The organism is Pseudoalteromonas sp. PAR1 (assembly GCF_947311895.1).
Taxonomy (GTDB): domain Bacteria; phylum Pseudomonadota; class Gammaproteobacteria; order Enterobacterales; family Alteromonadaceae; genus Pseudoalteromonas; species Pseudoalteromonas lipolytica_C.
Map to the genome: position 1 here is coordinate 269,836 of NZ_CAMZMY010000001.1, position 26,114 is coordinate 295,949.

The following is a 26,114-nucleotide window of genomic DNA, read 5'->3' on the forward strand; positions in this document are numbered from 1 at the left end:
AAAAGGGAGCACGCTCCCTTTTAATTAATTATGCATCGTCCTCATCTTGGCTGAATAGTGCATCAATGAAGTCATTACTATTAAATGTACGTAAATCATCAATACTCTCACCAACACCAATGTAACGAATTGGAATATTAAATTTATCTGCAACAGCGAAGATCACACCACCTTTAGCTGTACCATCAAGCTTAGATAAGGTGATCCCAGTTAAACCAACACATTCATTAAATAGTTTAACTTGGCTAATTGCATTTTGCCCTGTGCCAGCATCAATAGTTAACATGACTTCATGTGGCGCATCTGGGTCGATTTTTTTCATTACACGAGCAATTTTTTCAAGCTCTTGCATTAAGTTGTCTTTATTTTGCAAGCGCCCTGCTGTATCGGCGATTAACACATCAATGTTACGTGCTTTTGCAGCTTGAAATGCATCAAATACCACTGACGCACTGTCTGCACCTGTGTGCTGGGCAATAACCGGAATGCTATTACGCTCGCCCCACACTTGTAGCTGCTCAACCGCTGCAGCTCGGAAAGTATCACCAGCTGCAAGCATCACTGACTTACCTTCGTTTTGGAACTGCTTCGCTAATTTACCAATAGTGGTGGTTTTACCAACACCATTTACACCTACCATTAAGATAACAAATGGTTTTTTGTCACTAGGAATAACCAGCGGCTGCTCAGCCGTTTTGAGCATGCTTGCCATTTCTTGCTTCATCAGCTCGTAAAGCGCATCACCGTCTTTTAATTGCTTACGGTCTGCTGCATCAGTTAGGTTATCAATCAACTTCATTGTTGTATCAACACCTAAATCAGCAGTCAGTAATTGTGTTTCTAGTTCTTCAAATAACTCATCATCTATTTTCTTACCACTAAAAATAGACGCAAAGCCTGAACCTATATTAACGCGAGTTTTTAATAGGCCTTTTTTAAGGCGTGCGAAGAAACCTTCTTTCTTTGGTTTTTCAGCCGCAGCTTGAGCAGCTTTTTCTTGCTCTAAACGTTCCGCCTCTGCTTGTTCTTCAGCGATTCGTTGTTGTTCTAAACGTTCCGCCTCTGCTTGTTCTGCAGCAATGCGTTCTTGTTCTAAACGTTCCGCCTCTGCCTTTTCGGCAGCGATGCGCTGTTGTTCTAAACGTTCCGCCTCTGCCTTTTCGGCAGCAACACGCTCTTGTTCTAAACGTTCCGCTTCTGCCTTTTCTGCAGCGATACGTTCTTGCTCTAAACGTTCAGCCTCTGCTTTTTCTGCAGCGATACGCTCTTGTTCTAAGCGCTCAGCTTCCGCCTTTTCTGCAGCGATACGCTCTTGTTCTAAGCGCTCAGCTTCCGCCTTTTCTGCAGCGATACGCTCTTGTTCTAAGCGCTCAGCTTCTGCCTTTTCTGCCGCGATACGTTCTTGCTCTAAACGCTCTGCTTGTGCTTTTTCGGCAGCGATACGTTCTTGTTCTAGGCGCTCCGCCTCTGCCTTTTCAGCAGCGATGCGCTCTTGCTCTAAACGTTCAGCATCGCGTTTTTCTGCTGCGAGTTGCTCAGCTTCACGCTGCGCCTGTTCTGCTGCAGCACGTTCTTGCTCTAATTTCATAGCTGCTTCTTGCTCAGCAAGACGAGCTTGTTGTTCTTGGCGTTGTTGTTCTGCCGCTTGCTGCTCTTGAGCTAAACGTTCCGCCTCTGCTTTTTCAGCAGCGATGCGCTCTTGCTCTAAACGTTCAGCCTCTGCTTTTTCAGCAGCGATGCGCTCTTGTTCTAAGCGTTCCGCCTCGGCCTTTTCGGCAGCAATACGCTCTTGCTCTAAACGTTCAGCCTCAGCCTTTTCGGCAGCAATACGCTCTTGCTCTAAACGTTCAGCCTCAGCCTTTTCAGCAGCGATGCGCTCTTGCTCTAAACGTTCAGCATCACGTCTTTCTGCAGCAATACGTTCTTGTTCTAAACGTTCAGCTTCTGCTTTTTCAGCAGCGATGCGCTGTTGCTCTTCTAATTGCTTCTGGTTATCAGCCTCAGTCGCTGTTTGCTCTGCTTTTTGTTTTTCTGATTTGCCAAAACCAAACCAAGACAAGAATTTACTTTTTTTTGCCATACTTGCTAATAACCACTTATAAAAATCTGATAAACTTACATGAATAATAGTTTGGTGGTAGTCCAGCTAATTTAGCCAAACTAAAACGGATACCATCTATCGCTAGGGTCGCAATACTAACACTTTTAGCGCTTTAGAAAAATGACACGCTAGCCATTGCTTACAATATTATCTGAGCAAGTGGTCAGTTACCAATGATTAGTGAGTTAAATGAGAAAAAAATCAACAGCTAAACGCCCAGTTAAAGCCGCTAACAATAAAGCAGCCAATGGCTTTATTCGTATCATAAGTGGTCAATTCCGTGGCAGAAAACTGCCCGTAAAAGATGTGCAGGGCTTACGTCCGACCACAGATCGTATTAAAGAGACTGTATTTAACTGGCTAATGCAAGATACACGTGACGCAGCCGTACTCGATTGCTTTGCCGGCTCTGGAGGGCTTGGTTTTGAGGCTCTTTCTCGTTTTGCAGCCAGCGCGGTATTTTTCGAACTCGACAAAAGCGCAACGGCGCAGTTGAATAGCAATATCGCTACTTTGCAACTTAAAAATGCCACAGTAAAGCATGGGGACAGCCTAACACTCTTAAATAATAATGCTGAGAACGATAAATTTGATTTGGTTTTTGTTGACCCACCATTCCGTCAGAATTTAGCCGAAAAAAGTTGTTTTTTGCTCGAATCAAATCACTGGTTAACTGAGCAAGCTCTTATCTATGTAGAGGTTGAAAGTGAGCTTAGTAATTTAGACACTCCTGATAACTGGCTGCTTTTAAAAGAAAAAACTGCAGGCCAAGTCATTTGTAGATTGTATCAACGCGAAACAAATTAGCACTGTTTTGCCGACTCAGATTCTGTTAATATTATCCTTTACATGTGGTGTTGCTTCGGATTACAATACCGCACCATTTTTGAACCACTTGATCGTTATTCGATCAACTTGAGCAACGCTCATTATTTAGGTAGGTGAATTTTTAATGCCAGTAATTAAAGTAAGAGAGAACGAACCGTTTGACGTAGCACTTCGTCGCTTCAAGCGTTCATGTGAAAAAGCAGGTATCCTTTCAGAAGTTCGTCGTCGCGAGCACTATGAAAAACCAACAGCTGAGCGTAAGCGTAAAAAAGCTGCTGCAGTAAAGCGTCACATGAAGAAGCTTTCTCGCGATAACGCACGTCGCGTTAAATTATACTAATCAGTATTTGGTCTTGTATAAATGAGCCTTTTATTAACGCTAAAAGATGCGCAAAAAGATGCGATGAAGGCAAAAGACAAAGAACGTCTTAAGCCAATCCGCATGGTACTTGCAGCAATCAAGCAACGTGAAATTGACGAGCAAATTACACTTGATGACGACGGTATCACCGCTGTCTTAGTAAAGCTTGTAAAACAACGTCGCGATTCTTACACCCAGTACATTGATGCGGGTCGTGAAGATTTAGCTGAAATTGAAGCCAATGAGATTAAAGCACTTGAAGAATTCTTGCCTCAACAATTGAGTGAAGAAGAAATCATTGCTCTTATTGACTCGGCTATTGCTGATACAAATGCAGCGGGTATGCAAGACATGGGTAAGGTAATGGGAGTTATCAAAAGCAAAGCTGAAGGTCGTGCCGATTTAGGTAAGATTTCTGGCTTAATCAAGCAACGATTAACTGCCTAACCCCCACATACAGATGTATGATTCAAGCAAACCGAGCCTAGTGCTCGGTTTCTTGCTTTTAGTCTTTCATAAACACCGTATTTGTGTTCAAATCTTATTTTAAAACGCATAGATAGCGCAGGAAAAAACAACAGCTATGGCCGGAAAAATCCCTAGACAATTTATTGATGATTTACTCGCTCGTACAGATATTGTGGAGCTAATTGATTCAAAAGTTGGCTTAAAAAAAGCGGGAAAAGACTACCAAGCATGTTGTCCTTTTCATAACGAGAAGACCCCTTCTTTTACTGTCTCCCAGGATAAACAGTTTTATCACTGCTTTGGTTGTGGCGCTAATGGTAATGCTATTTCGTTTGTTATGGAATACGACAAACTAGAATTTGTTGATGCCATTGAAGAGCTAGCGAGTATGCTCAACTTAGACGTGCCTCGTGAACAAGGTGGCAGCTCAGGTCCTCAACGCACTGCAGAACAAAAGCGCTCTGATTACGATTTAATGTTACACGCTGCTCGCTTTTATCAACATCAATTAAAGCATCATGCTAATTCTAAAATGGTCATCGACTATATCAAAGGGCGTGGTTTAAGCGGTGAAACAGCGAAAAAATTCATGATTGGTTATGCGCCTAGTGAATGGGAGGCGTTATGCCAGCAACTAGGCCGTAACAAAGAACAAAAAGAGCAGTTAGTAGAGCTGAAGCTTGCTTCTGAAAAGTCGCCTGGTCGCCAATTTGACTTTTTCCGTGATCGACTCATGTTTCCTATTCGCGATAAACGCGGTCGGGTTATCGCCTTTGGTGGCCGAGTCATGCAAGCCGATCAAGGGCCTAAATACCTCAACTCACCAGAAACACGTATCTTCCATAAAGGCTTTGAACTTTATGGTTTATACGAAGCAAAACAAGCACATAAAAAACTTGACCATATTTTGATTGTTGAAGGTTATATGGATGTGGTTGCTTTGGCTGAGCAAGGTATCGAATATGCCGTTGCAGCACTTGGTACAGCAACAACCGCAGAACATATGCACACTTTATTTAGAACCACAGATAAAGTGATTTGTTGTTACGATGGTGACCGTGCTGGTCGTGATGCAGCATGGCGTGCACTTGAGAATGCACTACCTTATCTTGGCGATGGCAAATCATTAAAATTTGTATTTTTACCTGACGGTGAAGACCCAGATTCACTAGTACAAAAAGAAGGTAAAGATGCCTTTGAAGCAAGATTGAGCGATGCCGACGACTTTAGTAAAGTATTATTTAATAAGCTCAGCCAAGAAGTGGACCTAACTCAAGATGCAGGTAAAGCAAAGCTACTCAGTGATGCCTTACCATTAATTGAAAAAATCCCAAGTGATTTTTATCAAGAAAATATTTTGGAACATTTAGGCCGTTTAATTGGTCGAACAAGAGAACAATTAAACAACCGTGTTAAGACTCCAAAGCAACAGCATGCTATTGAGCGTAAATTTAAAATAACGCCAATGCGCCAAGCTATCGGAATTTTATTGCAGCATCCAAATCTCGCGACAAGCATTGCTTATATGCCAGAACTTGCTGAAATGAAAATTGCCGGTATTGAGTTATTTTTACGCATTCAGCACTTAGCGCTTGAGCGACAAGGTATCACCACGGCACAAATTTTAGAATCGTTCCGAGGAAGCCAAGAGTACGATGCGTTGATTAAATTAGCGACTTGGCAGCACCAAATAAATGACGATCGTTTAGAGACAGTTTTTAAAAATACTTTTAAATTTATTGAAGACCAGTGTTTAAATTATCGACTAGAGACCCTATTAATAAAAGACAAGACCCAAGGCTTAAGCAGCGAAGAAAGGCTAGAATGTCTGTTACTAACACAAGCGTTAAAAGGTAGCAACAGCTAGTCAGAACTGAATAATTCTGTTATACTGTGCTATTCACTGCGTCTAGTTAGTTTTCGTGTCGCTTATTTAGTAAGCGAGCTGGCGCCTGTTGTATCAACTTTCAGAGTGGAAGAATAAATCTCTATGGATCCAACTCCTCAGTCACAATTAAAGCTTCTGATTCAAAAAGGTAAAGAGCAAGGTTATTTAACTTTTGCAGAAGTTAATGATCACCTTCCACAAGACATTATCGACTCAGATCAGGTAGAAGATATCATTAGCATGATTAATGACATGGGTATCAAGGTTAGCGAAAATGCGCCTGATGCTGATGAATTAATGATGCAAGAAACAACGACAGACGAAGACGCAGCAGAAGCCGCGGCCGCTGCACTTGCGACTGTAGAAAAAGAGATCGGTCGAACAACCGACCCTGTGCGCATGTATATGCGTGAAATGGGTACTGTTGAACTCCTTACACGTGAAGGCGAAATTGTTATCGCTAAGCGTATTGAAGAAGGTATCAACCAAGTTCAGATTTCTGTTGCTGAATACCCAGAAGCAATTACTTATCTACTAGAGCAATGGGATAAGTTTGAAGCCGAAGAAATGCGTTTAAGCGACATTATCTCTGGTTTCTTTGATCCTAATAATGAAGACGAATCACAAATTTCTGCTACACACATCGGTTCAGAGCTAAACGAAGAGCAGCTTGACGACGAAGACGACGAAGCTGACGATGAAGACGACGATGACGATAGCGATGATGATAGCGATGGTGATACGGGTCCAGATCCTGAAGAAGCACGTATTCACTTCGAAAACTTACGTGAGCTTTACAACAAAGCACGTGATACGTTTGAAGCAAAAGGCCGTGCTCACCCAGATTCACAAGCAGCTATTGCAGAAATTGGCGAACTATTTAAAACCTTTAAGTTAGTTCCTAAACAGTTTGACCGCATGGTAAACAACATGCGTGAAATGATGGACCGCGTTCGCGTACAAGAACGTATCATCATGAAACAAGCTGTACAAATTGCGAAGTTACCGAAAAAGAACTTCATTAAGCATTTTGCTAACAACGAAACAGATACTAGCTGGATTGACCTTGAAATTGCTGCAAACGAGAAATACTCGGTTGCACTTGAAGAAGTTAAACCAGAAATCATCCGTTGCATTAGCAAGTTACGCGCAATTGAAGAAAGCACGGGTTTAAGTATTGAGCGAATTAAAGACATCAACCGTCGTATGAGTATTGGTGAAGCGAAAGCTCGCCGTGCGAAAAAAGAAATGGTTGAAGCGAACTTACGTCTTGTAATCTCGATTGCGAAAAAATACACCAACCGTGGTTTACAATTCTTAGACCTTATCCAAGAGGGTAACATTGGTCTAATGAAAGCGGTTGATAAGTTCGAATACCGCCGTGGTTATAAGTTCTCAACTTATGCAACATGGTGGATCCGTCAAGCAATTACACGTTCGATTGCTGACCAAGCACGTACCATCCGTATCCCTGTGCACATGATTGAGACGATCAACAAACTAAATCGTATCTCTCGTCAAATGCTACAAGAGATGGGTCGTGAGCCGAGCCCAGAAGAATTAGCTGAGCGTATGTTAATGCCTGAAGATAAGATCCGTAAGGTACTTAAAATCGCGAAAGAGCCAATTTCGATGGAAACACCAATCGGTGATGATGAAGATTCGCACTTAGGTGACTTCATTGAAGATACCACAATCGATTCGCCTATTGATTCTGCAACAATGGAATCATTACGTGGCGCAACAAACGATGTACTAGCGGGCTTAACAGCACGTGAAGCTAAAGTACTACGTATGCGTTTTGGTATCGATATGAACACTGACCATACATTAGAAGAAGTAGGTAAACAGTTTGACGTAACACGTGAGCGTATTCGTCAAATCGAAGCGAAAGCGTTACGTAAATTACGTCACCCTTCTCGCTCAGACTTACTGAAAAGCTTCTTAGATGCTAAGTAACTTAGTATCGCATTATTAACTAAAAGGCCGCTGTTGCGGCCTTTTTTCTATTCGAGAGATATTCATGGCTTGGATCCAAATTCGCATCAACGCAAATGCTGACAACGCAGAATTAATCAGCGACTTATTAATGGACACTGGCAGCGCGTCAGTAACTTATGTTGACGCCAAAGATACCCCTATTTATGAACCTAAGCTTGGCACTGTTCAACTATGGGCCGATACGACTGTAATTGGTCTTTATGACGCTAACCATGACATGGACAGCGTGGTAGAAACTCTAAAAGCTGAAGCAACCCTTGCCGATAAGCTCGTTTATAAAATAGAACAGCTTGAAGATAAAGATTGGGAACGTGAATGGATGGATAACTTCCACCCTATCCAATTTGGTGAGCGCTTATGGATCTGTCCAAGCTGGCGTGATATTCCCGATCCTAATGCTGTTAATGTATTACTCGACCCAGGCCTTGCCTTTGGTACAGGGACGCACGCAACCACGGCTCTTTGCCTAAAATGGCTTGAAAGCCAAGATTTAACAGGTAAAACCGTAGTCGATTTTGGTTGTGGATCGGGTATTTTAGGAATAGCCGCGATCAAACTTGGCGCTGAGCGTATGATCGGCATCGATATTGATCCTCAAGCACTTGAAGCAAGCCGTGATAATGCGCAGCGTAACGGTGTCGCAGATAAACTTGAAGTCTATTTACCAGAGGATCAACCAGAGTTTACTGCCGATATAGTCGTTGCAAATATTTTAGCTCAGCCTCTTCGCGAACTACATGAAGTGATCTTAGGCCTTTTAAAACCGAATGGTAAAATTGCTATGTCAGGTATTTTAGAAGAGCAAGCTCAGTCTGTAGCGGACGTTTATGCCCCGTTTTTAGCACTTGATGAGATTGCTATTGAAGGTGAATGGACCCGAGTTAGTGGCACGAAGAAGGCTTAACCCTCTCTAGAGCATTAACTCTAAGCTAATAGGTAAAGCCAGTATTTAACAGGCTTTACCTTATTTTTACAGTCAGCAGTTTCTCGCCTTTGTACAAGCAAAATTATTTTTGTTCAAATAACAAACAAATCAACCTACTCGTCAAACTGTTATCAAAAGTCAATACGAAAAGGGCAAAAAAAAGTCACTTTTGTTCAATTTATAGCCTTTGATTTTTGCAAAAAAAACCGTAAACTTAGCGCCCCTTGAAAAGAGGCCAATTGAATAACGTGCGTATCGGTTCATACCAACTTGAGAACAACGTAATTGTCGCGCCAATGGCAGGCATTACAGACAGACCATTTAGACAACTTTGCCGTCGCTTAGGTGCTGGCCTTGCTGTTTCTGAAATGCTCTCGTCAAACCCGAAAGTATGGAAAACCGAAAAATCGATGAACCGTATGGATCACAGCGGTGAGTCGGGAATTCGCTCGGTGCAAATCGCCGGAGCCGATCCTGAGCTTATGGCGCAGGCAGCACAATTCAATGTCAGCAATGGCGCACAGATCATAGATATCAATATGGGGTGCCCAGCTAAAAAAGTGAATAAGAAACTTGCAGGCTCTGCCTTATTACAGTTTCCTGAATTAGTGGAAGAGATACTTGATGCGGTAGTCAATGCCGTAGATGTTCCTGTCACATTAAAAATCCGTACCGGATGGGATCAGGAAAACCGTAATGGTGTCGAGATTGCGAGAATCGCTGAACGTTATGGCATAGCATCATTGGCCGTACATGGGCGTACACGCGCATGTATGTATAAAGGTGAAGCTGAGTACGCCACAATTAAGGATATTAAACGTTCAGTGTCTATCCCTGTGGTTGCCAATGGTGATATTACTTCACCAGAAAAAGCAAAGCAGGTTTTGGATTATACGGGTGCAGATGCCATTATGATTGGTCGAGCCGCCCAAGGTCGCCCTTGGATATTCAGGGAGATAGACCACTATTTGCGAACTGGAGAACATTTGCCAGCACCTGAAATTGCAGAGGTGCGTAGCATTTTGATGGAGCATTTAGACAATCTTCATCAGTTTTACGGGGAGCCAATGGGAGCGCGTATCGCTCGAAAGCATGTATCTTGGTATTTGCAAACCCATGACAGTGACGGTCAGTTTAGGCGAGTATTTAATGCGTTAGATAACCCACAGGCACAAGTCGACGCATTAGAAGAATACTTTAAAACACTAGCAGCTAACTAAGAAAGAAAGAGACATATAACGATGTTCGAACAAAACGTGACTTCTCCATTTATCACAAACCCTCATGTACAGTCACACGAGAAACCACAGCCGTTGCGTGATGCAGTGAAAAAAGCTGTTCATCACTACTTAAAGCAACTTAATGGTCAAGACGTTCAAGACGTGTACGACCTTGTTCTTTCTGAGCTAGAAGCACCATTACTTGAAGAAGTAATGACGTACACGCGTGGTAACCAAACTCGTGCAGCAATCTTACTAGGTATCAACCGTGGTACTTTACGTAAGAAGCTTAAAAAATACGGCATGAACTGATACCCGTCTTAATGGACTGATAGTAAGCCTGCATATTCATTGTGCTAATAAACGCTTACTCCCCCATTACAACTGGTATAAAAGTTTTGAATAAAAAGCACCTTAGGGTGCTTTTTTTATTGCTGTTAAAAACTATGCAAAATCCTCACGCTTTAAACATCGTTTTCTCAGCAATATTCAGTTAAAATACCGCCTTTCTAAGCTAGCTCAAACATTGAGGTAATCAAAACTACAATGGATACACATCGTCCAATTCGTCGCGCACTATTAAGTGTGTCAGATAAAACCGGTATCGTTGAATTTGCTCGCGCTCTTGAAGCTCAAGGCGTAGATATTTTATCAACTGGCGGTACTTGCAAATTACTTGCTGATAACGGCATTAAAGTCACTGAAGTATCTGACCATACTGGTCACCCTGAGATCATGGATGGTCGCGTAAAAACACTTCATCCAAAAATTCACGGCGGCATCCTAGCGCGTCGCGGTCAAGATGAAGACGTAATGGAGGATCACAACATCTCTGCTATCGATATCGTTGTAGTTAACTTATACCCCTTCGCAAACACTGTTGCGAAAGAAGACTGCAGCCTAGAAGATGCGATTGAAAACATTGATATTGGTGGTCCTACTATGGTTCGCGCTGCGGCGAAAAACCATAAAGATGTAACTATCGTAGTAAATGCAAAAGATTACGACCGTGTAATCAGCGAAATGCAAAACAACAACGGTTCAACAACGTATAAAACACGTTTTGACCTTGCAATTGCAGCTTACGAGCACACTGCTCAGTACGATGGCATGATTGCAAACTACTTCGGCAAAATGGTTCCTGATTACACAGAAGAAGCTGCTGAAGAGACTAAGTTCCCACGCACTATCAACATGCAGTTTACTAAAAAGCAAGATATGCGCTACGGTGAAAACTCACACCAAGACGCCGCTTTTTATGTTGAAAACGACCTAACAGAAGCATCTGTTGCAACTGCGGTTCAACTGCAAGGTAAAGCACTTTCTTACAACAACATTGCTGACACTGACGCAGCATTAGAATGTGTAAAAGAATTCGATGTACCAGCGTGTGTTATCGTAAAACATGCAAACCCTTGTGGTGTGTCAATTGGTGACAACATTCTTGAAGCGTATGACCGTGCATTCAAAACTGACCCTACATCAGCATTTGGTGGCATCATCGCATTCAACAAAGAACTTGATGCAGACACAGCTGAAGCAATTGTTTCTCGTCAATTCGTTGAAGTTATCATTGCACCTAAAGTTTCTGAAGCCGCTGCACAGATCGTTTCTGCAAAACAAAACGTACGTTTATTAGAATGTGGTGAATGGTCTGGTAATGCAACAGGTCACGACATCAAGCGTGTTAATGGCGGTATCTTGGTTCAAGACCGCGACTTAGGTATGGTAACGCAGAGCGATCTTAAAGTTGTATCTAAGCGTCAACCAACTGAGCAAGAATTAAAAGATTTATTATTCTGCTGGAAAGTCGCTAAATTCGTTAAGTCTAACGCGATTGTGTATGCACGTGACGGTATGACTATCGGTGTTGGTGCAGGCCAAATGAGCCGTGTTTACTCGGCGAAAATTGCAGGTATCAAAGCCGCTGACGAAAACCTTGAAGTGAAAGGTTCTGTTATGGCATCTGATGCATTCTTCCCATTCCGTGACGGCATTGATGCAGCAGCAGAGGCTGGCATCACAGCAGTTATTCAACCAGGTGGTTCAATGCGCGATGAGGAAGTTATCGCTGCAGCTGATGAAGCTGGTATGGCAATGGTATTTACAGGTATGCGCCATTTCCGTCACTAATAACACAAAGGGTTAAGCGAAAAGTTTAGCCCTTTTTGTTTGCCACAAATTCACGTATTCTGATTACTAATAATAATGACCCATATAATGAAGGAATAGATGATGAAATTTGCCGTAAAAACACTGCTAGTTGCAGGCCTTGCACTAACATCAGCACAGGCTTTAAGCCACAGCCATGAATCAGCGCTTACAAGTGCTGTACAATCAAGCGAACGTGATGCTAAAAATAGCGCTCGCGATCAATACCGCCACCCAGTTGAAACACTTGATTTCTTTGGCTTTAAGCCAAATATGACAGTCGTTGAAATTGCACCAGGCGGTGGTTGGTACAGCGAAATCCTTGCGCCAGCTGTAAAAGGCCATGGTGTTTACTACGCGGCACATTTCCCAGCAGATTCTGAAGTAGGTTATTACCAACGTTCATTAGCTGGCTTTAAGAAAAAGATGAGCGAAGACGCGCGCTTCAGTGAAGTTAAACTGACTGAATTTGCGCCAGTAACACATCTAGATATTGCACCAGCGGGTAGCGCAGATCTTGTTTTAACCTTTAGAAATGTTCATAACTGGTACATGGGTAAAGATAAAGAAGGCGCGTTGAGTGCATTTAAAGCATTTTACAAAGCACTTAAGCCGGGCGGCACATTAGGCGTAGTTGAACACCGCCTTCCTGAGTCGCGCAGCGATGAAGATCAGAAATCATCAGGTTATATGAAGCAAAGCTATGTAATTGATATTGCAAAACAAGCTGGCTTTGAACTAGTGGCAAGCAGTGACATTAATGCAAACCCTCTTGATACAGCAGATCACCCTAAAGGGGTGTGGACACTACCACCAAGCCTTCGTTTAGGCGAGCAAGATGCCGCGAAGTATAAAGCGATTGGTGAAAGTGATCGTATGACGCTGAAGTTTAAAAAACCGCTTTAAATAGGATTATACGCCATGAATGTACTTGTCATCGGCAGTGGCGGCCGCGAACACGCTCTTGCGTTTAAGGCTGCACAAAATAGTAAAGTAAACACCGTTTTCGTCGCTCCAGGTAATGCTGGTACTGCACTTGAGCCAAAACTTGAAAACGTAGCTATCAATGTTGAAGACCTAGCTGGTTTAGTTACTTTTGCAAAAGAAAACAACGTTGAATTAACCATTGTTGGCCCTGAAGTACCGCTGGTTTTAGGTGTCGTTGATACATTCCGTGAAAACGGTCTGGCTATCTTCGGCCCAACGGCTGGTGCAGCACAGTTAGAAGGCTCTAAGTCGTTCACCAAAGACTTCTTAGCACGCCACGATATTCCAACAGCTGATTACCAAACGTTTGAACAAATCGAACCTGCGCTTGCTTACCTGAAAGAAAAAGGTGCGCCAATTGTTGTTAAAGCTGACGGCTTAGCAGCAGGTAAAGGCGTTATCGTTGCGATGACTGAGCTTGAAGCTGAAGAAGCTATTCGCGATATGCTAGCAGGCAACAGCTTCGGTGAAGCGGGTAGCCGTGTAGTTATCGAAGAGTTCTTAGAAGGTGAAGAAGCCTCTTTCATCGTCATGGTTGATGGCAAAAACGTACTACCATTTGCAACCAGCCAAGACCACAAACGCGCTTACAATGGTGACCAAGGTCCGAATACTGGCGGCATGGGCGCATACTCACCAGCCCCTGTGGTGACGGATGAAATTCACCATCGCATTATGAACGAAGTGATCAACCCAACGGTTGAAGGTATGGCGAAAGAAGGCCACCCATACACTGGTTTCTTATATGCAGGTTTAATGATCACCGCTGATGGCACGCCAAAAGTGATTGAATACAACTGTCGTTTTGGTGACCCAGAAACACAGCCTATGATGCTTCGTCTTAAGTCTGACCTTGTTGAGCTAATCGAAGCGGCTAACCGTGAAGAGCTAGATAAAACAGATATCGAGTTCGACCCGCGCGCAGCAGTAGGTGTTGTATTAGCAGCTAAAGGCTACCCTGATAGCTACCCGAAAGGTGACACTATCAACGGCTTGCAAGTTACTTACCCTGAAGGTGAGAAAGTATTCCACGCAGGTACTAAGCAAGACGGCGATAACGTAGTAACGGCTGGCGGTCGTGTTCTTTGTGCAACGGCACTTGGTAACACAGTAACTGAAGCGCAACAACGTGCCTATAAACTCGTTGATCAAATCAGCTGGGAAGGCATGGAATATCGTACTGATATCGCTTACCGCGCTATTGCTCGCGAACAAAAGTAAGTAAGTTAAAACTTATTTCTCTTAAAAGCGCAGTTTATCTGCGCTTTTTTAATGCTACACTATTAAGAATAATTAACTAGATAAAGAACGCGTTTTGAATAATAAAGCATTGAAATATAATTTTGTTTCTTTTTTTATTCTTGCTACTTTGTTTTTTATCATCGCCAATTTGTGCGCGCATCTGGCCAGTCCAACTCGCTATACAATTGATAAGACAGCGCCAGTGTATTCTCAAATGGCTTATCGTATTGACCAAAGCAAATCTCTCACCCTTAACCAATTTCTTGCAGAGCCAGAACAACTTATAAAAAAGCCATTCTCGCAAATTGAGTGGCATTTAGGCGCTCAAGATTACTGGTTAAAACTCGACTTAGAAAACCGTCAAACGAAGCCGATTGATCTCATTATTCACTTTGATAACCCTATGGTTGATTACCTCACTGTTTACCGTGTAAACACACAACAACAGCTTATAAAAAAAACAGTGTTAGGCGATAAAGTACCTGATCTAAGCCTATTTAAATACAGTACCCCACATACGTCTTTCACTCTTAATAGTAATGAGCAAACATCCATCATTATTAAAGTTGATACCGTGGGGATCAGTAAAACGCCTATTAACATCTATGGTAAAAATGAATTTCAAGACTTAGTTCGCGCACAAGTGGGTGTATGGGGAATTTTTATTGGTGTGCTGATCATGGCTGCGCTCTATAACCTAGTGTTATTTTTTGGCATACGAGATCGTGTATACCTAATTTACATTGGCTATATTATTTCGGCGCTGTTATTGATGGGCTCAGTGCTCGGCTTTGGCTTTTATCTCTGGCCATTATCGTGGCAGTTATTTTTAAATAAACAGGTGGTATTTAGTAACTACGCTATTGCCTTTTTTACCGTTGCTTTTTGCACCATGTTTTTACGCTACCACAAAGACAATTGCCGCTTATATAAACTTAGTCTCAGCTTTTTAGCCCTACTGTTCAGCTTAAGCTTAATTAGCTTTTTTATGCTCGAATACCACTCATCAAAAATTTTCTTTGCCATTATGGTACCGCTGTACACTTTATGTATTTGCATGATTTATAAAAAATTAGTGAGTGGCTTTCGGTGGGCAAAATTTTATGTGATGTCATGGGTCCCTCTGATTGTTGGCGCAGCAATTCAACCGTTAGAACTTACCGGCTTTATCCCTTATAGCTTTACCGTTAGGCATATATTTTTAGTCGCTATTTTATGCGAGATTGTATTAATGGCTATGGCTCTAGCAGATAGAGTACGCTATCAAAGAGAGAAAGCTCTCTATCATGCAACTCATACTCAACAAACACAACTTCTAAATCAGGCCATGCTCAAACAAGCTTATATGGTTCTGAGAAAGCAACAAAGATCAGCTAACCTGTGCCTTATAAAGATAGAGCAATTCACTGCACTGATGAATATTCTAAATTCAACACAAAGCAGTCATATCATCATCACAGTTGCTGATTCACTAGAACGTCAAGTAAGTAAACATAGGCAATTTATTAACCTTGAATCAGCCCTCGATAACAGCCCTAAAATAGCAGACTTAGGTAACGGAATACTGGCATTTATCTCTACAAAGATTCAGCCACCAGAGGAGCTCTATGCAGAGCTTAACGACTTATCGAAACAGTTGCCAAAACAATACAGCATTTTGGGTCTTGACCTACAACTTAACTATCGCTGCAGTGTCGCAGAACCGATTGCTGACGACGGATTTGATGCCTGGTTACAGCGTGGTTACTTAAGCTTGTCTCAACGACCTCAATATAATATTGAACATGCAAAACCTCATGTAGATATGAATCTAAGTTTAGCTGCTGCACTGCAACACGCTATTCGAAACAATAGTTTAGCTATCTACCTGCAACCAATTATCAACTTAAATGCAGGCAAAGTGGCAGGTGCAGAAGCTTTATTACGCTGGCCTTGCGCCGATAAAGAGATCCATATTGAGCAGCTGATCCTATTAGCTGAGCGCACAGGGCTAATAAACGAGCTTACCTTATGGGTAATTGATCAAGCCTGTCAAAGTGTTGCAAGCCTTAATCAGCATGGTTATCGTGACCATACAATCAGTGTTAATTTAAGTGCCAAAAATCTCACCATTCCAAAGCTTATTGAAAAAGTTGAAAATACCATCATGAAGCATGGCATTATGGCCAGCCAATTAAAGTTTGAGCTTACCGAGTTCGCGCTAATTAAAAACCATAATGAAATGGTATCTTTCATCAATGAGCTCAATAAACTAGGTAGCCAAGTGGTTTTAGATGACTTTGGTACAGGTTACTCATCGCTCAATTATCTGGTTAATTATTCATTTAGCACTATCAAGGTAGATAAATCATTTACCCTTGATTTAACAACTAACGACAACAACCAAGTTATCGTGAAAACAGCCATTGATATGGCCCATAACCTCGATATGAATATCACCATTGAAGGCATAGAAGATCAAGAAACAGAACAGATGCTTATAAAAATGGGCGCAGATCAAGGCCAAGGCTATTATTACAGCAAAGCGATACCATTAAGTGAGTATCTAACGTTTATTGCCACACAATTTAAATAGACCATGTTACACTTGCCTCTTTTAACATCTTTAGGGGCCAAGTGAAGATGCAAGGTACGCTCAGAAAATTAAAGTCGACCCTCACCTCTCCAGTCGAATATCAATTACCTATTGGTGATGAGCTAGTTTCATTAAATGACTATATTGGTAAGCCACTAACACTTACGTTTACGGGCAATATTTTTTGTTGTAACTGTGGGAAAAAAACCAAAAAGAGTTACTCACAAGGACACTGCTTTGTATGTATGCGCAAATTAGCTAGCTGTGATATGTGTATTATGAAGCCTGAAACCTGCCACTTCGATAAAGGTACCTGCCGCGAGCCACAATGGGGCGAAGAAAACTGTATGATCCCACACTATGTATACTTAGCGAATACATCAGGGTTAAAGGTAGGGATTACTCGCCATACACAAATTCCAACGCGTTGGATTGACCAAGGTGCAACACAAGCACTGCCTATTTTTAAAGTACAAACTCGCTTGCAATCAGGATTAGTTGAAGTTGCACTAGCCAAGTTTATTGCTGATAAAACGAATTGGCGAAACATGCTAAAAGGCCCATCAGAAGCAATTGATTTGAAAGCCGCTGCCAAAGAGCTTATCCCACAAATTGATGAAAAACTCAGTGAACTCGCTGAGCTATTTGGGGCCACAGCCATTGAAAAACTAGATGAAGATGTTGTTGAGCTAGAGTATCCAGTGAGTGAATACCCTAGCAAAATCAGCTCTTTCAATTTTGATAAAGCGCCAGAAGTATCGGGCATTTTAAAAGGTATTAAAGGCCAGTACTTAATTTTTGATACTGGCGTCATTAATATTCGTAAGTTTACTTCTTACGAAATTAGCCTAGCTTAGGCACTTTTTTCGGTATTGAGGTAAAAGGCATACCATTGCTGCTTCGTAATTGGGCGGCAATAGTAATAACCTTGAATGGTATCGCAGTTAAGTGAACGTAAGTAATTTAACTGCTCTATTTTCTCAACCCCTTCTGCAACCACATGCATATTAAGGCTTTTAGCTAATGTGACGATTGCCGTTACAATTTCACTATTGCCGTATTCATCAGGCACTTTAGCGATAAAACTGGCATCAATTTTTAGTGTGTCGATTGGCAATTTAGTCAAATAGCTAAGCGCAGAGTAACCCGTACCAAAGTCATCAAGAGTTATATGCACACCGAGTTTTTTCAGTGCCATGAGTTCTTGTTTCGCTTCACTAAAGTGACTAATAAAACAGCTTTCTGTGAGCTCTATCTCTAACTGATAGGGGTTAACCTCATAGTGCTCAAGTAACCGCTCTACATTCGACGCAAGTTGCCCCTGACGTAAATGATTCGCCGAAATATTAATGGCTAAGCGCCCTGCTTCAATGCCTTGTTGCTGCCAATTAACTAACTCTTTGCAAGCCTCTTCTATCACCCACAAGTCTAGCTTTACAATAAGACCTAACTCTTCAGCCAAAGGAATAAACTTTGCTGGAGAAATCACCCCTAAACTTGGTTCGTGCCAACGTAGGAGTGCTTCTACCCCTAAAATTTTGCCTGAAGTTAACTGCTGCTTAGGTTGGAAATACAGCTCAAACTCATCACTCTCAATTGCATTTTGTAACCGGCTCATCATTGCAAGTCTCTCTAAAGAGCGCGCATTCATCGCAGGTTTGAATAATTGAAATGAATTACGACCAACTTCTTTAGCACGGTACATCGCAATATCGGCGTGCTTCAGCAAGGTAGCACTATCCACACCATCATCAGGGTAAACCGCTGCGCCAATCGATGCCGTAATGGCCACAACATGCTCGTTAATAGCCAAAGGCATACTAACTTGTTGAAGTACTTGCTCAGCAAAGTTTAGCAAGTCTTCAATACGATTTACTTCACATAGTAAAACAAACTCATCACCACCTAACCGCGCCAAGGTATCTCCATCCGGAAGGATCGATAAAATTCGCTCAGCAACTTGCTCAAGCAAGTTATCACCAGCATCGTGCCCTAAACTATCATTCACTTCTTTAAAGCGATCTAAGTCAATAAACATCACCGCCAGTAGGTCATGATTTCGTTTTGCAGCACTCAATGCAATTGATAACCTATCATGAAACAAACGCCGATTAGGCAGACCAGTCAGCTCATCGTAATAGGCAAGTTGGGCAATCTTTTCTTCGGCACGTTTGCGCTCTGTAATATCACTAAAAATAGCGGCATAGAGCACTTCGTCAAAATTGGGATCTTTGATCTGAATGATCGTTAGCCACTCAACATACTCTTCGCCATCTTTTCTACGATTACAGATCTCTCCTTGCCAAACCCCTTCGTATTCAATGGCATGCCACATTTTTTGATAAAAGGAACGGCTATGTTTTGCTGAACTTAAAATGTTGGGCCGCTTGCCAATAACTTCATGCTCAGCAAAGCCAGTCAGTTTAGTAAAAGCAGGGTTAACTTGAATAATAGTGCCGTCTTTACGGGTTAACATAATGCCATCGAGTGAGGCATCAATAATTTTATTTGCAAGAAAAAGGTTTCGCTGTGATTTTTGCAAAGCAATGTCACGCTGTTCAATCGCTCGCTCAAGCTCGCAGCAATAAGCCGACTCAATCTCTGTTATTAAATCAGCAAATGAAATCACTCCACAAATAGCGGTGTCTCTGACCACCAAATGACGCACATTGCGTTCTGTCATGACTCGATAAGCATCAAAAAGACTACTTTTATTATCAATTTCAATAAGTGGATAACTCGCGTATTCCCAGCACGGGTTTAACCACTCTGTTTGTAAAATCAACTCAACGATGTCACGCTGGGTAATGATGCCATAAATTTCAAGTGATTGATTATAAACCAATACACTTTCAAGGTGTTTCATGCGCATCAGTTCAACCACTTTCTCAATAGGCGTATCGGCATCAACCACTTCTAATTCTGTACAATACTGCTCATGAATGGGCCTAAACTGCAAATAGTGGTCTAAACCTTGGTTGTGAACGATATCAGAAAGGTTCAACATCCCTAAAGGCTGGCTATTATCATCAATTACCAATAAATGACGAATACCGTGTTGTTGAAAACGTAATGTTGCATCACTTACTGGATACTGACTTGGCACTGAGATAACCGGTGCCGACATCACTTCGTGAATTGCAAGATTCTTGTAAGTGGGATTAGTTATATCTACCTTTAAGCAATCAGCTTCAGTCCAGATACCAACAATCGACTTTTCATGTTTAATAAAAATGGCGGTTACACCATGCACATGCATCAACCTTACGGCATCAACCAAAGGCGTATGCGCAGGACATGAAACGAGCTTTTGCGAAAATACATCGCACACCTTTTGATGTCGTCTTGGTTGATTCATAGGTAAATAATCCTAGTTCTTGCATGGACTGACAATTATAATCATTTCATCCTTGGCAACTTTGACGCAGGACAATAAATGCACACATCTTTTCCTAAGATAATTTTTTCATCTAATGAATTGGCATTAGTTGAAGATGAAGCCGATATAGAAAGCTTTATTTATGGTTTAAGTGAAGAGCAGCAACAAGAAGCGAGGATACTTTTAGCAACAGGGCACTATGTCAACTTGCAGGGAGAAAGTGTTAAAGCGTTAACTGACGTAGAGCTTGCTAATAAAGTGACTGAGCATCTAGCACAAGAAGGTGTGTGCTGTTTAAGTAAAGTAACTAGGCTTACTGCAACGCAAGCCTTTGCGATGCTGGCAGATTAAGGTGCGTCCACCAGCGCTTTAATATGCGCCACGGCACTTCGACCAAGGGCTGATAAGGCATAGCCCCCCTCTAAAAACGAAACAATTCCCTTGCATTCTTGCTGCTGACAAAACTCAGCAAGTTGCGTAGTTAGCCATGCGTAATCGTCTTCAACAAATTTGAGGCTTGCCATGTCATCTTCTAAGTGAGCATCAAAACCGGCGCTAATAAACAACAGTTCAGGTTTAAAATCATTAAGTTTTGGTAGCCACTGCTCAAGGTAAACAGCTTTAAGATCATTACCATCACTGGCTATCGGCAGCGGCGAATTAACTAAAGTCGCATTATTTTCAACGGCAGTATTAGGATAAAACGGATGTTGAAACAAAGAGCAAAACAACACATTGTCGTCATCTAAAAAGATATCTTGGGTACCATTACCGTGGTGTACATCAAAATCCAAAATAGCAATGCGCTTAACGCCTTTGCTTTGCGCGTATTTCACCGCAATGGCTAGATTATTAAAAACGCAAAACCCTGCAGAGGTGCTGCGGTTTGCATGATGGCCTGGCGGTCTAACGGAGCAAAAAGCCGCGTCGAGATTATCAGCAAGAATTTCATCAACCGCTAATAATCCAGCGCCTACAGCGCGTTCAATTGCTTTCATTGAATCTGGGCATAACCAAGTATCGCCGTCTAATTCAGCGAGCCCTTCATCAGGAATAGTCTGCTCGACGTGGTTAACGAGAGATTCGTCATGAGCACGTAAAAAATCGTCTCGGGTAGCTTTAGGAGCTTGTAAGTGAGTAATTGCAACATCAACACCACTGGCGAGTAAACGGTCTGTGATCACATCTAAGCGTGCTGGACATTCAGGGTGATCGTCAATCATTTTATGCTTACGGCAAAATGGGTGAGTTATTACAGCCGTTCTCATAATACACTCCTTGGATTATTTTCCCCCAGTATAACAAAGCCACCTGATGGTGGCTTTGCGACTTTTGTTTACTTTTTAGCGTGTAACTCTAGATTTCTAAAATCGAAACTAAAGTCAGTTACTTCAGTAGAGACAGCCCGCATTTTCGCACTACTCACACGGTTATCTGGGCTCATTTGAAACTCAATAAAGGCATCGGCCTCAAGTAACTTTTCATCCCACTTAACAATAAAGGTATTGCCGGTGTAATGCTCAAGCTGGCCTTTCAAACGCTTTGTATGAGTAAAATCAATACGTAACTGACCATTTAATTCTTCAATGACCACATCACCATACCAGTTGTCATGTAGTGTGCCTGTGTAGTTGATGTTTGGCAGTTTTGGTTGATAATCTGCTGGCGTTTCTGGTTTTGCATTTGCGTACGCTTTTTCTTTGTTTTCGAAATGCTTTTTAGCCAACTCTTCGACCCAATCTTTGTCTTCAAGATCTAACGCATCTTCGAGCACTTCATAGGTCACCGCAGATAGCGCACTAAATGCTTGCTGGTTACTTAGAATAACAATACCAAGGTTTTTCTCTGGTAGTAGCGTCACTTGAGACACCATGCCTAAGATGCCGCCACCGTGACCCAGTTTTTTAATACCGTGAAAGTCTTCAATGCTCCAGCCTAAACCATAACCTCTAAATTGTTGATGATAAGCTTCGTAAGCGCTTTTTGATGCCAGTGAGGTAATGTGCGGGTGCCACATTTGTTGTTGCTGCTTTTCAGTGAATAACTGCTGACCATTTGGCATTTTACCATGCGCAAGCTGCGTGCGTAGCCATTGGCTCATATCGCTCACACTAGAAGCGATTGCACCTGCACCACGGAAATCTTCAAGGTAGTTCACAAAAAATGGATGTAATTGACCATCCATTGGAATATGGCCCGTCGCCCAGTTTTTATTACTACTAGGAATGCGTGAAAAACCTGCACGTGAGTTTTTCATATCGAGTGGCTCGAGAATATTTTTCTCAATGTAATCATTCCAGCTCATACCAGATACACGCGCAACCACTTCACCTGCGGTTACAAACATCAGGTTGTTATACGCGTATTTACTACGAAAACTACTCGCCGGTTTTAAATACTTAAGGCCCGCAATAATTTCATCAATTGATTTGTCAGTATCAGGCCAAATCATTAAATCGCCTTGCCCTAAACCTAATCCGCTGCGATGGCTTAATAAATCGCGAATGGTCATTTCACGGGTTACATAAGGGTCATATAAACGAAACTCAGGTAAGTGATCGATTACTTTGTCATCCCAGCTGAGCTTACCTTCATCAATCAATTTAGCTAACGCTGCGGCAGTAAATGCTTTGGTGTTTGACGCGATACCAAATAAGGTATCTTTATTCACTTTTTTACCAGTATCAAGGTTTGCGATACCAAAGCCTTTTGCTAACACGACTTTATCATTTTCAACAATCGCCACTGCCATACCCGGCACATCAAAACGCGCCATTGAGGTTTCGATAACGTCTTCTATTTTTTTAGTATCAATGTCGGCATAACTGTAAAATGAACAGCTTGATAACAATGCCGCTGCAACGGCTAATTTACGGAATATCATAATGTCCCTTGGTGATTTTTATTGTTGTGAATAGCGAATTCTCTCGCTGCCCGGGTTTTATCTGGATCATCGCAACTTTGTCTTGCGAGTATTGCTTCACTGTAATGATTTGGTACGCCCGCTTCAAGCGCTCCGCGATGAACATGCTGAAGATACCAGTCGAATGGTAAAAGTGAGTCATCAACGGTATTGGCAATGTAGCAATGAGCTGATACACGCTCGCCATCAATAAGCTCAACGGTGATATCTATACAGTCATAACGCGGGCCTTCAATTTCATCAAGAATCGACTTTTCCATCTCATTGAGCTGATATACCACGCCATACACCAAGGCATCAGTATTATCTGTTTCGCGAATACTACACTTTGCAGAGCCGTCGGTACTGACCATATCAAACGTAAGCTCATAGCCTTTTAAAATAGCTGTGCCAATACGCTTTGCTTCTGGAAGCCTTGCAAGCAAACGGCTCGAAGACATATTTGACCCAAATGAAAAGTTATAAATAGTCATAGTCACCTCACACAACAACGCGAATAGCTAACGCAATAAGCACAATACCTATGCCTCTATCAAACCAGTACCCGCTTTTTAAGAAAAATGAACGAACCGATGCTTTTGATAGCACCAAAGATAAAAATGAAAACCATAGCCAAGTTGCAATAGCCATATATAAGCCATAACCAGCTTGTACTAAAACGGGTGTCTCAGGGCTAATTACGAGGGTAAATAACGACATAAAAAACAGGGTTGCTTTAGGGTTAAGTGCATTGGTAAAAAACCCGCGTCGAAATGCTTTATACACCGATTCTGGCTCAGCCTGAGCAAGGGGTTGCTGTTTACTATCGCTCGGCTTGGCACTGCGTAAAGCTTGTACGCCTAAGTAAGCCAGATAAGCCCCCGCTACGTATTTTAAAGCCATAAATAAGCTAGGCGACTGCGATAAAATTAACGCTACACCTAATACACAGTAGGCAATATGCAACAAAATAGCTGCGCCAACACCAGCGCTAGTCCAAAGTGCATTTTTACGTCCTTGCTGAATACTTTGCTTAAGCACTATCGCAAAGTCAGGTCCAGGACTGGCTACCGCAAAAAAATGGGCAATGGCAATCAATAAAAACTCATCTAGATACTGCACAACTACTTACCCTATCGCTTTTTGATCTAATGCCAATAACATAGGATTAGCACTGTCATGCATGAGAGCTTTAATTTGTTTTTGCGCTTTTTTATATTGGCTGCGAAGATGTGGCTTTAAAAACGTCTTCGACTGACTGTCCCCTTTAAAATGCGTAACCAGCGCATGCATAAACAGCGTTTGTGGCTCAGTCAGCGCCGCTTGACGATTAGCATATGGGTTATAACCGCAGCCACAACCTCCTTTAAATTGATACACCGTATTGCTCATCATCACCCCAAAGCCTAAATAACATGCCAACGCATCACTTGCCTGCGGTAAATACTCTTTACCGCCGGGTGGTAACACACCCACATGGTGAATCAAAATCGTCGCTAATGTCCCTGCAAAACTAGCGACTAAATCTTGTGGCTGATTTATTTGGTTCGGGTTATATGAAATATTCACGTGATGATTTGCAGGAACGATCAACTGTACATTTTCGCCGCGTATTGCGTCTAAAAATTCGAAGTGTGGAAACACCTGAGGTGTCAGCCCAGAAGGTGCAACCAAGTTAATTGGCCACGCCTGCATACCCGCATAATCAACCACCCGACTAAATACCTTTTCAGCCATTTCGGCTACACTCGATACCCTATCAGGAAAGAACTGCCCATTAGGTAAAATGATTTTCGTATGCTTTAAAAAATAATCACTATCAAAGTGCTCAACAGCCCACAAAAAGGTATCAATTAGCCACTGCTGCTCTTGCTCATCAATAAGGGGACTTGATTTAAATAACGCTAACATAAATTACTCTTGTGATTGTGCCCATTGCCATGCATCAGTGTTATACAAAGGCACTGTTGATAAAGCATGATGATGACTGCCACTTGATTCTTTTGTTGAATACGACAAATATAAAAGTGTACGTGTTGGCGCATCATAAATACGGCGCACTTTTAACGACTTAAATAAAATACTTTTTGATGATTTAAAAACCACCTCACCCGATTTACTACGATCTATTTTTTGTAATTGTTCCGCTGTAATAGGCCCTGTTTGACGACAGGCAATAGACATATCAGAAGGATCAGCAAAGTCTAGGTTGGCTTCAATGTGGCTGATGTGACAGGTTACACCGCTAATAATTGGGTCTTGTTGTGATACTACTTTAATGTCTTTTGTAGTAAATAACCCTAAACTTACCGAAGCAGCATCATCCGAGCAGCCACTCAACAAAATAAGTGACGCAGTAAGTCCGGCTAATTTTAGTAACTTCATCCTAGTGTTCCTTATTAAAAAGCGATAGTTGTCCGTTTACAACGATTTGCTTGCTATGTTTCAATACTATCTCAAAATATCTTCAACAACGAGCACCTAAACAATGAAAAAATCGCTTGGTTTACTGTGTTTCATGTTCTTAAGTAGTACAGCTCAAGCTGGCTACTCAATTAGCGCCGGTTTCGGCAAAAACTTTACTAACTCGGTGCAAACCGAAGAAAATCTAAAGATTGAGCTTGAGGATGACAGCCATTTTACTGTCAGCTTCGATAGAACCATTGATAATGCTCGCTATGGCTTCTTCTATTCGGCAACCGAGCTTGATATGAAAGACCAAACCAACAAGCAAGTCGAGATGCAATACCTGCTATTTCAAAGTGCCATAGAAGTGCCACTGGCTAATCGTGTGGTTAGCTTTGTTGGCGCCCAAATTGGCGCAAACCACGTAAGCACTGACTTTGCCGACTCAGATACGTATTTTACCTCGGGCCTTTATGCAGGCGTCGATTATTTATTTACTGAACAAGCACGGGTTTATGTTGAAACTCGCTGGCTGGCAACTATTGTAAATAATGCAAGTAACGTATCGTGCACTTTACCAACATCAGAAGACAATCAATGTCTATGGCACTTTGATGGTGATGTGTTAAACCAATTTCAGACAAACATCGGTTTTAGTTACCGCTTTTAAGGAAGACCCC

23 protein-coding genes are annotated in these 26,114 nt (G+C 42.0%); 15 read left to right on the forward strand and 8 right to left on the reverse strand.

The window, feature by feature from the left end:
• Positions 1-28 precede the first annotated feature (28 nt).
• Positions 29-2,080, reverse strand: a complete 2,052-nt coding sequence (gene ftsY / locus QL229_RS01250; RefSeq protein WP_281546423.1) for a signal recognition particle-docking protein FtsY — start codon at positions 2,078-2,080, stop codon at positions 29-31.
• A gap of 210 nt (positions 2,081-2,290) precedes the next feature.
• Between ftsY and rsmD the strand changes: the two genes are divergently transcribed.
• The 13 genes from rsmD (at position 2,291) to QL229_RS01315 (ending at position 17,604) form a co-directional block, all read left to right on the forward strand.
• Positions 2,291-2,908 carry a 16S rRNA (guanine(966)-N(2))-methyltransferase RsmD gene (gene rsmD / locus QL229_RS01255; RefSeq protein WP_253038255.1) on the forward strand — a complete coding sequence of 206 codons (618 nt, stop codon included), beginning with the start codon at positions 2,291-2,293 and terminating at the stop codon, positions 2,906-2,908.
• Between the two features lie 145 nt (positions 2,909-3,053).
• A complete protein-coding gene (rpsU, locus tag QL229_RS01260) occupies positions 3,054-3,269 on the forward strand; it encodes a 30S ribosomal protein S21 (protein WP_002957797.1) in 216 nt (71 codons plus the stop codon).
• Between the two features lie 21 nt (positions 3,270-3,290).
• Positions 3,291-3,737, forward strand: a complete 447-nt coding sequence (locus QL229_RS01265; RefSeq protein ID WP_062568695.1) for a GatB/YqeY domain-containing protein — start codon at positions 3,291-3,293, stop codon at positions 3,735-3,737.
• Positions 3,738-3,873: 136 nt separating this feature from the next.
• Entirely contained in the window at positions 3,874-5,625 is a 1,752-nt protein-coding gene (gene dnaG / locus QL229_RS01270; RefSeq protein ID WP_135926102.1) for a DNA primase, read from the forward strand.
• 123 nt (positions 5,626-5,748) lie between these two features.
• A complete protein-coding gene (rpoD, locus tag QL229_RS01275; protein WP_135926103.1) occupies positions 5,749-7,605 on the forward strand; it encodes an RNA polymerase sigma factor RpoD in 1,857 nt (618 codons plus the stop codon).
• 64 nt (positions 7,606-7,669) lie between these two features.
• Positions 7,670-8,551: a 50S ribosomal protein L11 methyltransferase gene (gene prmA, locus QL229_RS01280; protein ID WP_135926104.1), complete on the forward strand. Its 882-nt coding sequence runs from the start codon at positions 7,670-7,672 to the stop codon at positions 8,549-8,551.
• A 269-nt stretch (positions 8,552-8,820) separates the two neighbouring features.
• Complete coding sequence (dusB, locus tag QL229_RS01285) at positions 8,821-9,792, forward strand: tRNA dihydrouridine synthase DusB (protein ID WP_171040393.1); 972 nt, start codon at positions 8,821-8,823, stop codon at positions 9,790-9,792.
• A gap of 21 nt (positions 9,793-9,813) precedes the next feature.
• Complete coding sequence (gene fis, locus QL229_RS01290) at positions 9,814-10,104, forward strand: DNA-binding transcriptional regulator Fis (protein ID WP_002957804.1); 291 nt, start codon at positions 9,814-9,816, stop codon at positions 10,102-10,104.
• Positions 10,105-10,338: 234 nt separating this feature from the next.
• A complete protein-coding gene (gene purH, locus QL229_RS01295) occupies positions 10,339-11,925 on the forward strand; it encodes a bifunctional phosphoribosylaminoimidazolecarboxamide formyltransferase/IMP cyclohydrolase (RefSeq protein WP_135926106.1) in 1,587 nt (528 codons plus the stop codon).
• 102 nt (positions 11,926-12,027) lie between these two features.
• A complete protein-coding gene (locus tag QL229_RS01300; protein WP_135926107.1) occupies positions 12,028-12,849 on the forward strand; it encodes a class I SAM-dependent methyltransferase in 822 nt (273 codons plus the stop codon).
• Between the two features lie 15 nt (positions 12,850-12,864).
• The gene (gene purD / locus QL229_RS01305; RefSeq protein ID WP_235383332.1) at positions 12,865-14,151 is read left to right on the forward strand and encodes a phosphoribosylamine--glycine ligase; all 1,287 of its coding nucleotides are present in this window, start codon (positions 12,865-12,867) and stop codon (positions 14,149-14,151) included.
• Positions 14,152-14,245: 94 nt separating this feature from the next.
• Positions 14,246-16,747, forward strand: coding sequence for an EAL domain-containing protein (locus QL229_RS01310; RefSeq protein WP_281546424.1), 2,502 nt, complete (start codon positions 14,246-14,248; stop codon positions 16,745-16,747).
• A gap of 47 nt (positions 16,748-16,794) precedes the next feature.
• Positions 16,795-17,604, forward strand: coding sequence for a DUF2797 domain-containing protein (locus QL229_RS01315; protein WP_135926110.1), 810 nt, complete (start codon positions 16,795-16,797; stop codon positions 17,602-17,604).
• Here the strand turns inward: QL229_RS01315 and QL229_RS01320 are convergent.
• The gene (locus QL229_RS01320) at positions 17,601-20,105 is read right to left on the reverse strand and encodes an EAL domain-containing protein (RefSeq protein ID WP_135926111.1); all 2,505 of its coding nucleotides are present in this window, start codon (positions 20,103-20,105) and stop codon (positions 17,601-17,603) included. The genes QL229_RS01315 and QL229_RS01320 overlap by 4 nt on opposite strands.
• Positions 20,106-20,183: 78 nt before the next feature.
• On the opposite strand from QL229_RS01320, the gene QL229_RS01325 reads away from it, so the two are divergent.
• Positions 20,184-20,477, forward strand: coding sequence for a hypothetical protein (locus tag QL229_RS01325; RefSeq protein ID WP_135926112.1), 294 nt, complete (start codon positions 20,184-20,186; stop codon positions 20,475-20,477).
• Here QL229_RS01325 and QL229_RS01330 read toward each other — a convergent pair.
• The 6 genes from QL229_RS01330 to QL229_RS01355 form a co-directional block, all read right to left on the reverse strand.
• Positions 20,474-21,394, reverse strand: coding sequence for a histone deacetylase family protein (locus QL229_RS01330; RefSeq protein ID WP_135926113.1), 921 nt, complete (start codon positions 21,392-21,394; stop codon positions 20,474-20,476). The genes QL229_RS01325 and QL229_RS01330 overlap by 4 nt on opposite strands.
• Positions 21,395-21,462: 68 nt before the next feature.
• A complete protein-coding gene (locus QL229_RS01335; protein WP_135926114.1) occupies positions 21,463-23,010 on the reverse strand; it encodes a serine hydrolase in 1,548 nt (515 codons plus the stop codon).
• Entirely contained in the window at positions 23,007-23,522 is a 516-nt protein-coding gene (locus QL229_RS01340; protein ID WP_235383330.1) for a gamma-glutamylcyclotransferase family protein, read from the reverse strand. The genes QL229_RS01335 and QL229_RS01340 overlap by 4 nt, the downstream gene beginning before the upstream one ends.
• A gap of 7 nt (positions 23,523-23,529) precedes the next feature.
• Entirely contained in the window at positions 23,530-24,150 is a 621-nt protein-coding gene (locus QL229_RS01345; RefSeq protein ID WP_138557008.1) for a LysE family transporter, read from the reverse strand.
• Between the two features lie 6 nt (positions 24,151-24,156).
• The gene (locus QL229_RS01350; protein ID WP_135926117.1) at positions 24,157-24,939 is read right to left on the reverse strand and encodes a hypothetical protein; all 783 of its coding nucleotides are present in this window, start codon (positions 24,937-24,939) and stop codon (positions 24,157-24,159) included.
• Between the two features lie 3 nt (positions 24,940-24,942).
• Positions 24,943-25,413 carry a CreA family protein gene (locus tag QL229_RS01355; RefSeq protein ID WP_135926118.1) on the reverse strand — a complete coding sequence of 157 codons (471 nt, stop codon included), beginning with the start codon at positions 25,411-25,413 and terminating at the stop codon, positions 24,943-24,945.
• A 103-nt stretch (positions 25,414-25,516) separates the two neighbouring features.
• Between QL229_RS01355 and QL229_RS01360 the strand changes: the two genes are divergently transcribed.
• Complete coding sequence (locus QL229_RS01360; protein ID WP_135926119.1) at positions 25,517-26,104, forward strand: outer membrane beta-barrel protein; 588 nt, start codon at positions 25,517-25,519, stop codon at positions 26,102-26,104.
• The last annotated feature ends 10 nt before the right edge of the window (positions 26,105-26,114 follow it).

Bases quoted from the DNA above. Each gene is read 5' to 3' on its own strand.
- ftsY (WP_281546423.1), bottom strand. From the start codon at position 2,080: ATGGCAAAAAAAAGTAAATTCTTGTCTTGGTTTGGTTTTGGCAAATCA.
- rsmD (WP_253038255.1), top strand. From the start codon at position 2,291: ATGAGAAAAAAATCAACAGCTAAACGCCCAGTTAAAGCCGCTAACAAT.
- rpsU (WP_002957797.1), top strand. From the start codon at position 3,054: ATGCCAGTAATTAAAGTAAGAGAGAACGAACCGTTTGACGTAGCACTT.
- QL229_RS01265 (WP_062568695.1), top strand. From the start codon at position 3,291: ATGAGCCTTTTATTAACGCTAAAAGATGCGCAAAAAGATGCGATGAAG.
- dnaG (WP_135926102.1), top strand. From the start codon at position 3,874: ATGGCCGGAAAAATCCCTAGACAATTTATTGATGATTTACTCGCTCGT.
- rpoD (WP_135926103.1), top strand. From the start codon at position 5,749: ATGGATCCAACTCCTCAGTCACAATTAAAGCTTCTGATTCAAAAAGGT.
- prmA (WP_135926104.1), top strand. From the start codon at position 7,670: ATGGCTTGGATCCAAATTCGCATCAACGCAAATGCTGACAACGCAGAA.
- fis (WP_002957804.1), top strand. From the start codon at position 9,814: ATGTTCGAACAAAACGTGACTTCTCCATTTATCACAAACCCTCATGTA.
- purH (WP_135926106.1), top strand. From the start codon at position 10,339: ATGGATACACATCGTCCAATTCGTCGCGCACTATTAAGTGTGTCAGAT.
- QL229_RS01300 (WP_135926107.1), top strand. From the start codon at position 12,028: ATGAAATTTGCCGTAAAAACACTGCTAGTTGCAGGCCTTGCACTAACA.
- purD (WP_235383332.1), top strand. From the start codon at position 12,865: ATGAATGTACTTGTCATCGGCAGTGGCGGCCGCGAACACGCTCTTGCG.
- QL229_RS01315 (WP_135926110.1), top strand. From the start codon at position 16,795: ATGCAAGGTACGCTCAGAAAATTAAAGTCGACCCTCACCTCTCCAGTC.
- QL229_RS01320 (WP_135926111.1), bottom strand. From the start codon at position 20,105: ATGAATCAACCAAGACGACATCAAAAGGTGTGCGATGTATTTTCGCAA.
- QL229_RS01325 (WP_135926112.1), top strand. From the start codon at position 20,184: ATGCACACATCTTTTCCTAAGATAATTTTTTCATCTAATGAATTGGCA.
- QL229_RS01330 (WP_135926113.1), bottom strand. From the start codon at position 21,394: ATGAGAACGGCTGTAATAACTCACCCATTTTGCCGTAAGCATAAAATG.
- QL229_RS01335 (WP_135926114.1), bottom strand. From the start codon at position 23,010: ATGATATTCCGTAAATTAGCCGTTGCAGCGGCATTGTTATCAAGCTGT.
- QL229_RS01340 (WP_235383330.1), bottom strand. From the start codon at position 23,522: ATGACTATTTATAACTTTTCATTTGGGTCAAATATGTCTTCGAGCCGT.
- QL229_RS01350 (WP_135926117.1), bottom strand. From the start codon at position 24,939: ATGTTAGCGTTATTTAAATCAAGTCCCCTTATTGATGAGCAAGAGCAG.
- QL229_RS01355 (WP_135926118.1), bottom strand. From the start codon at position 25,413: ATGAAGTTACTAAAATTAGCCGGACTTACTGCGTCACTTATTTTGTTG.
- QL229_RS01360 (WP_135926119.1), top strand. From the start codon at position 25,517: ATGAAAAAATCGCTTGGTTTACTGTGTTTCATGTTCTTAAGTAGTACA.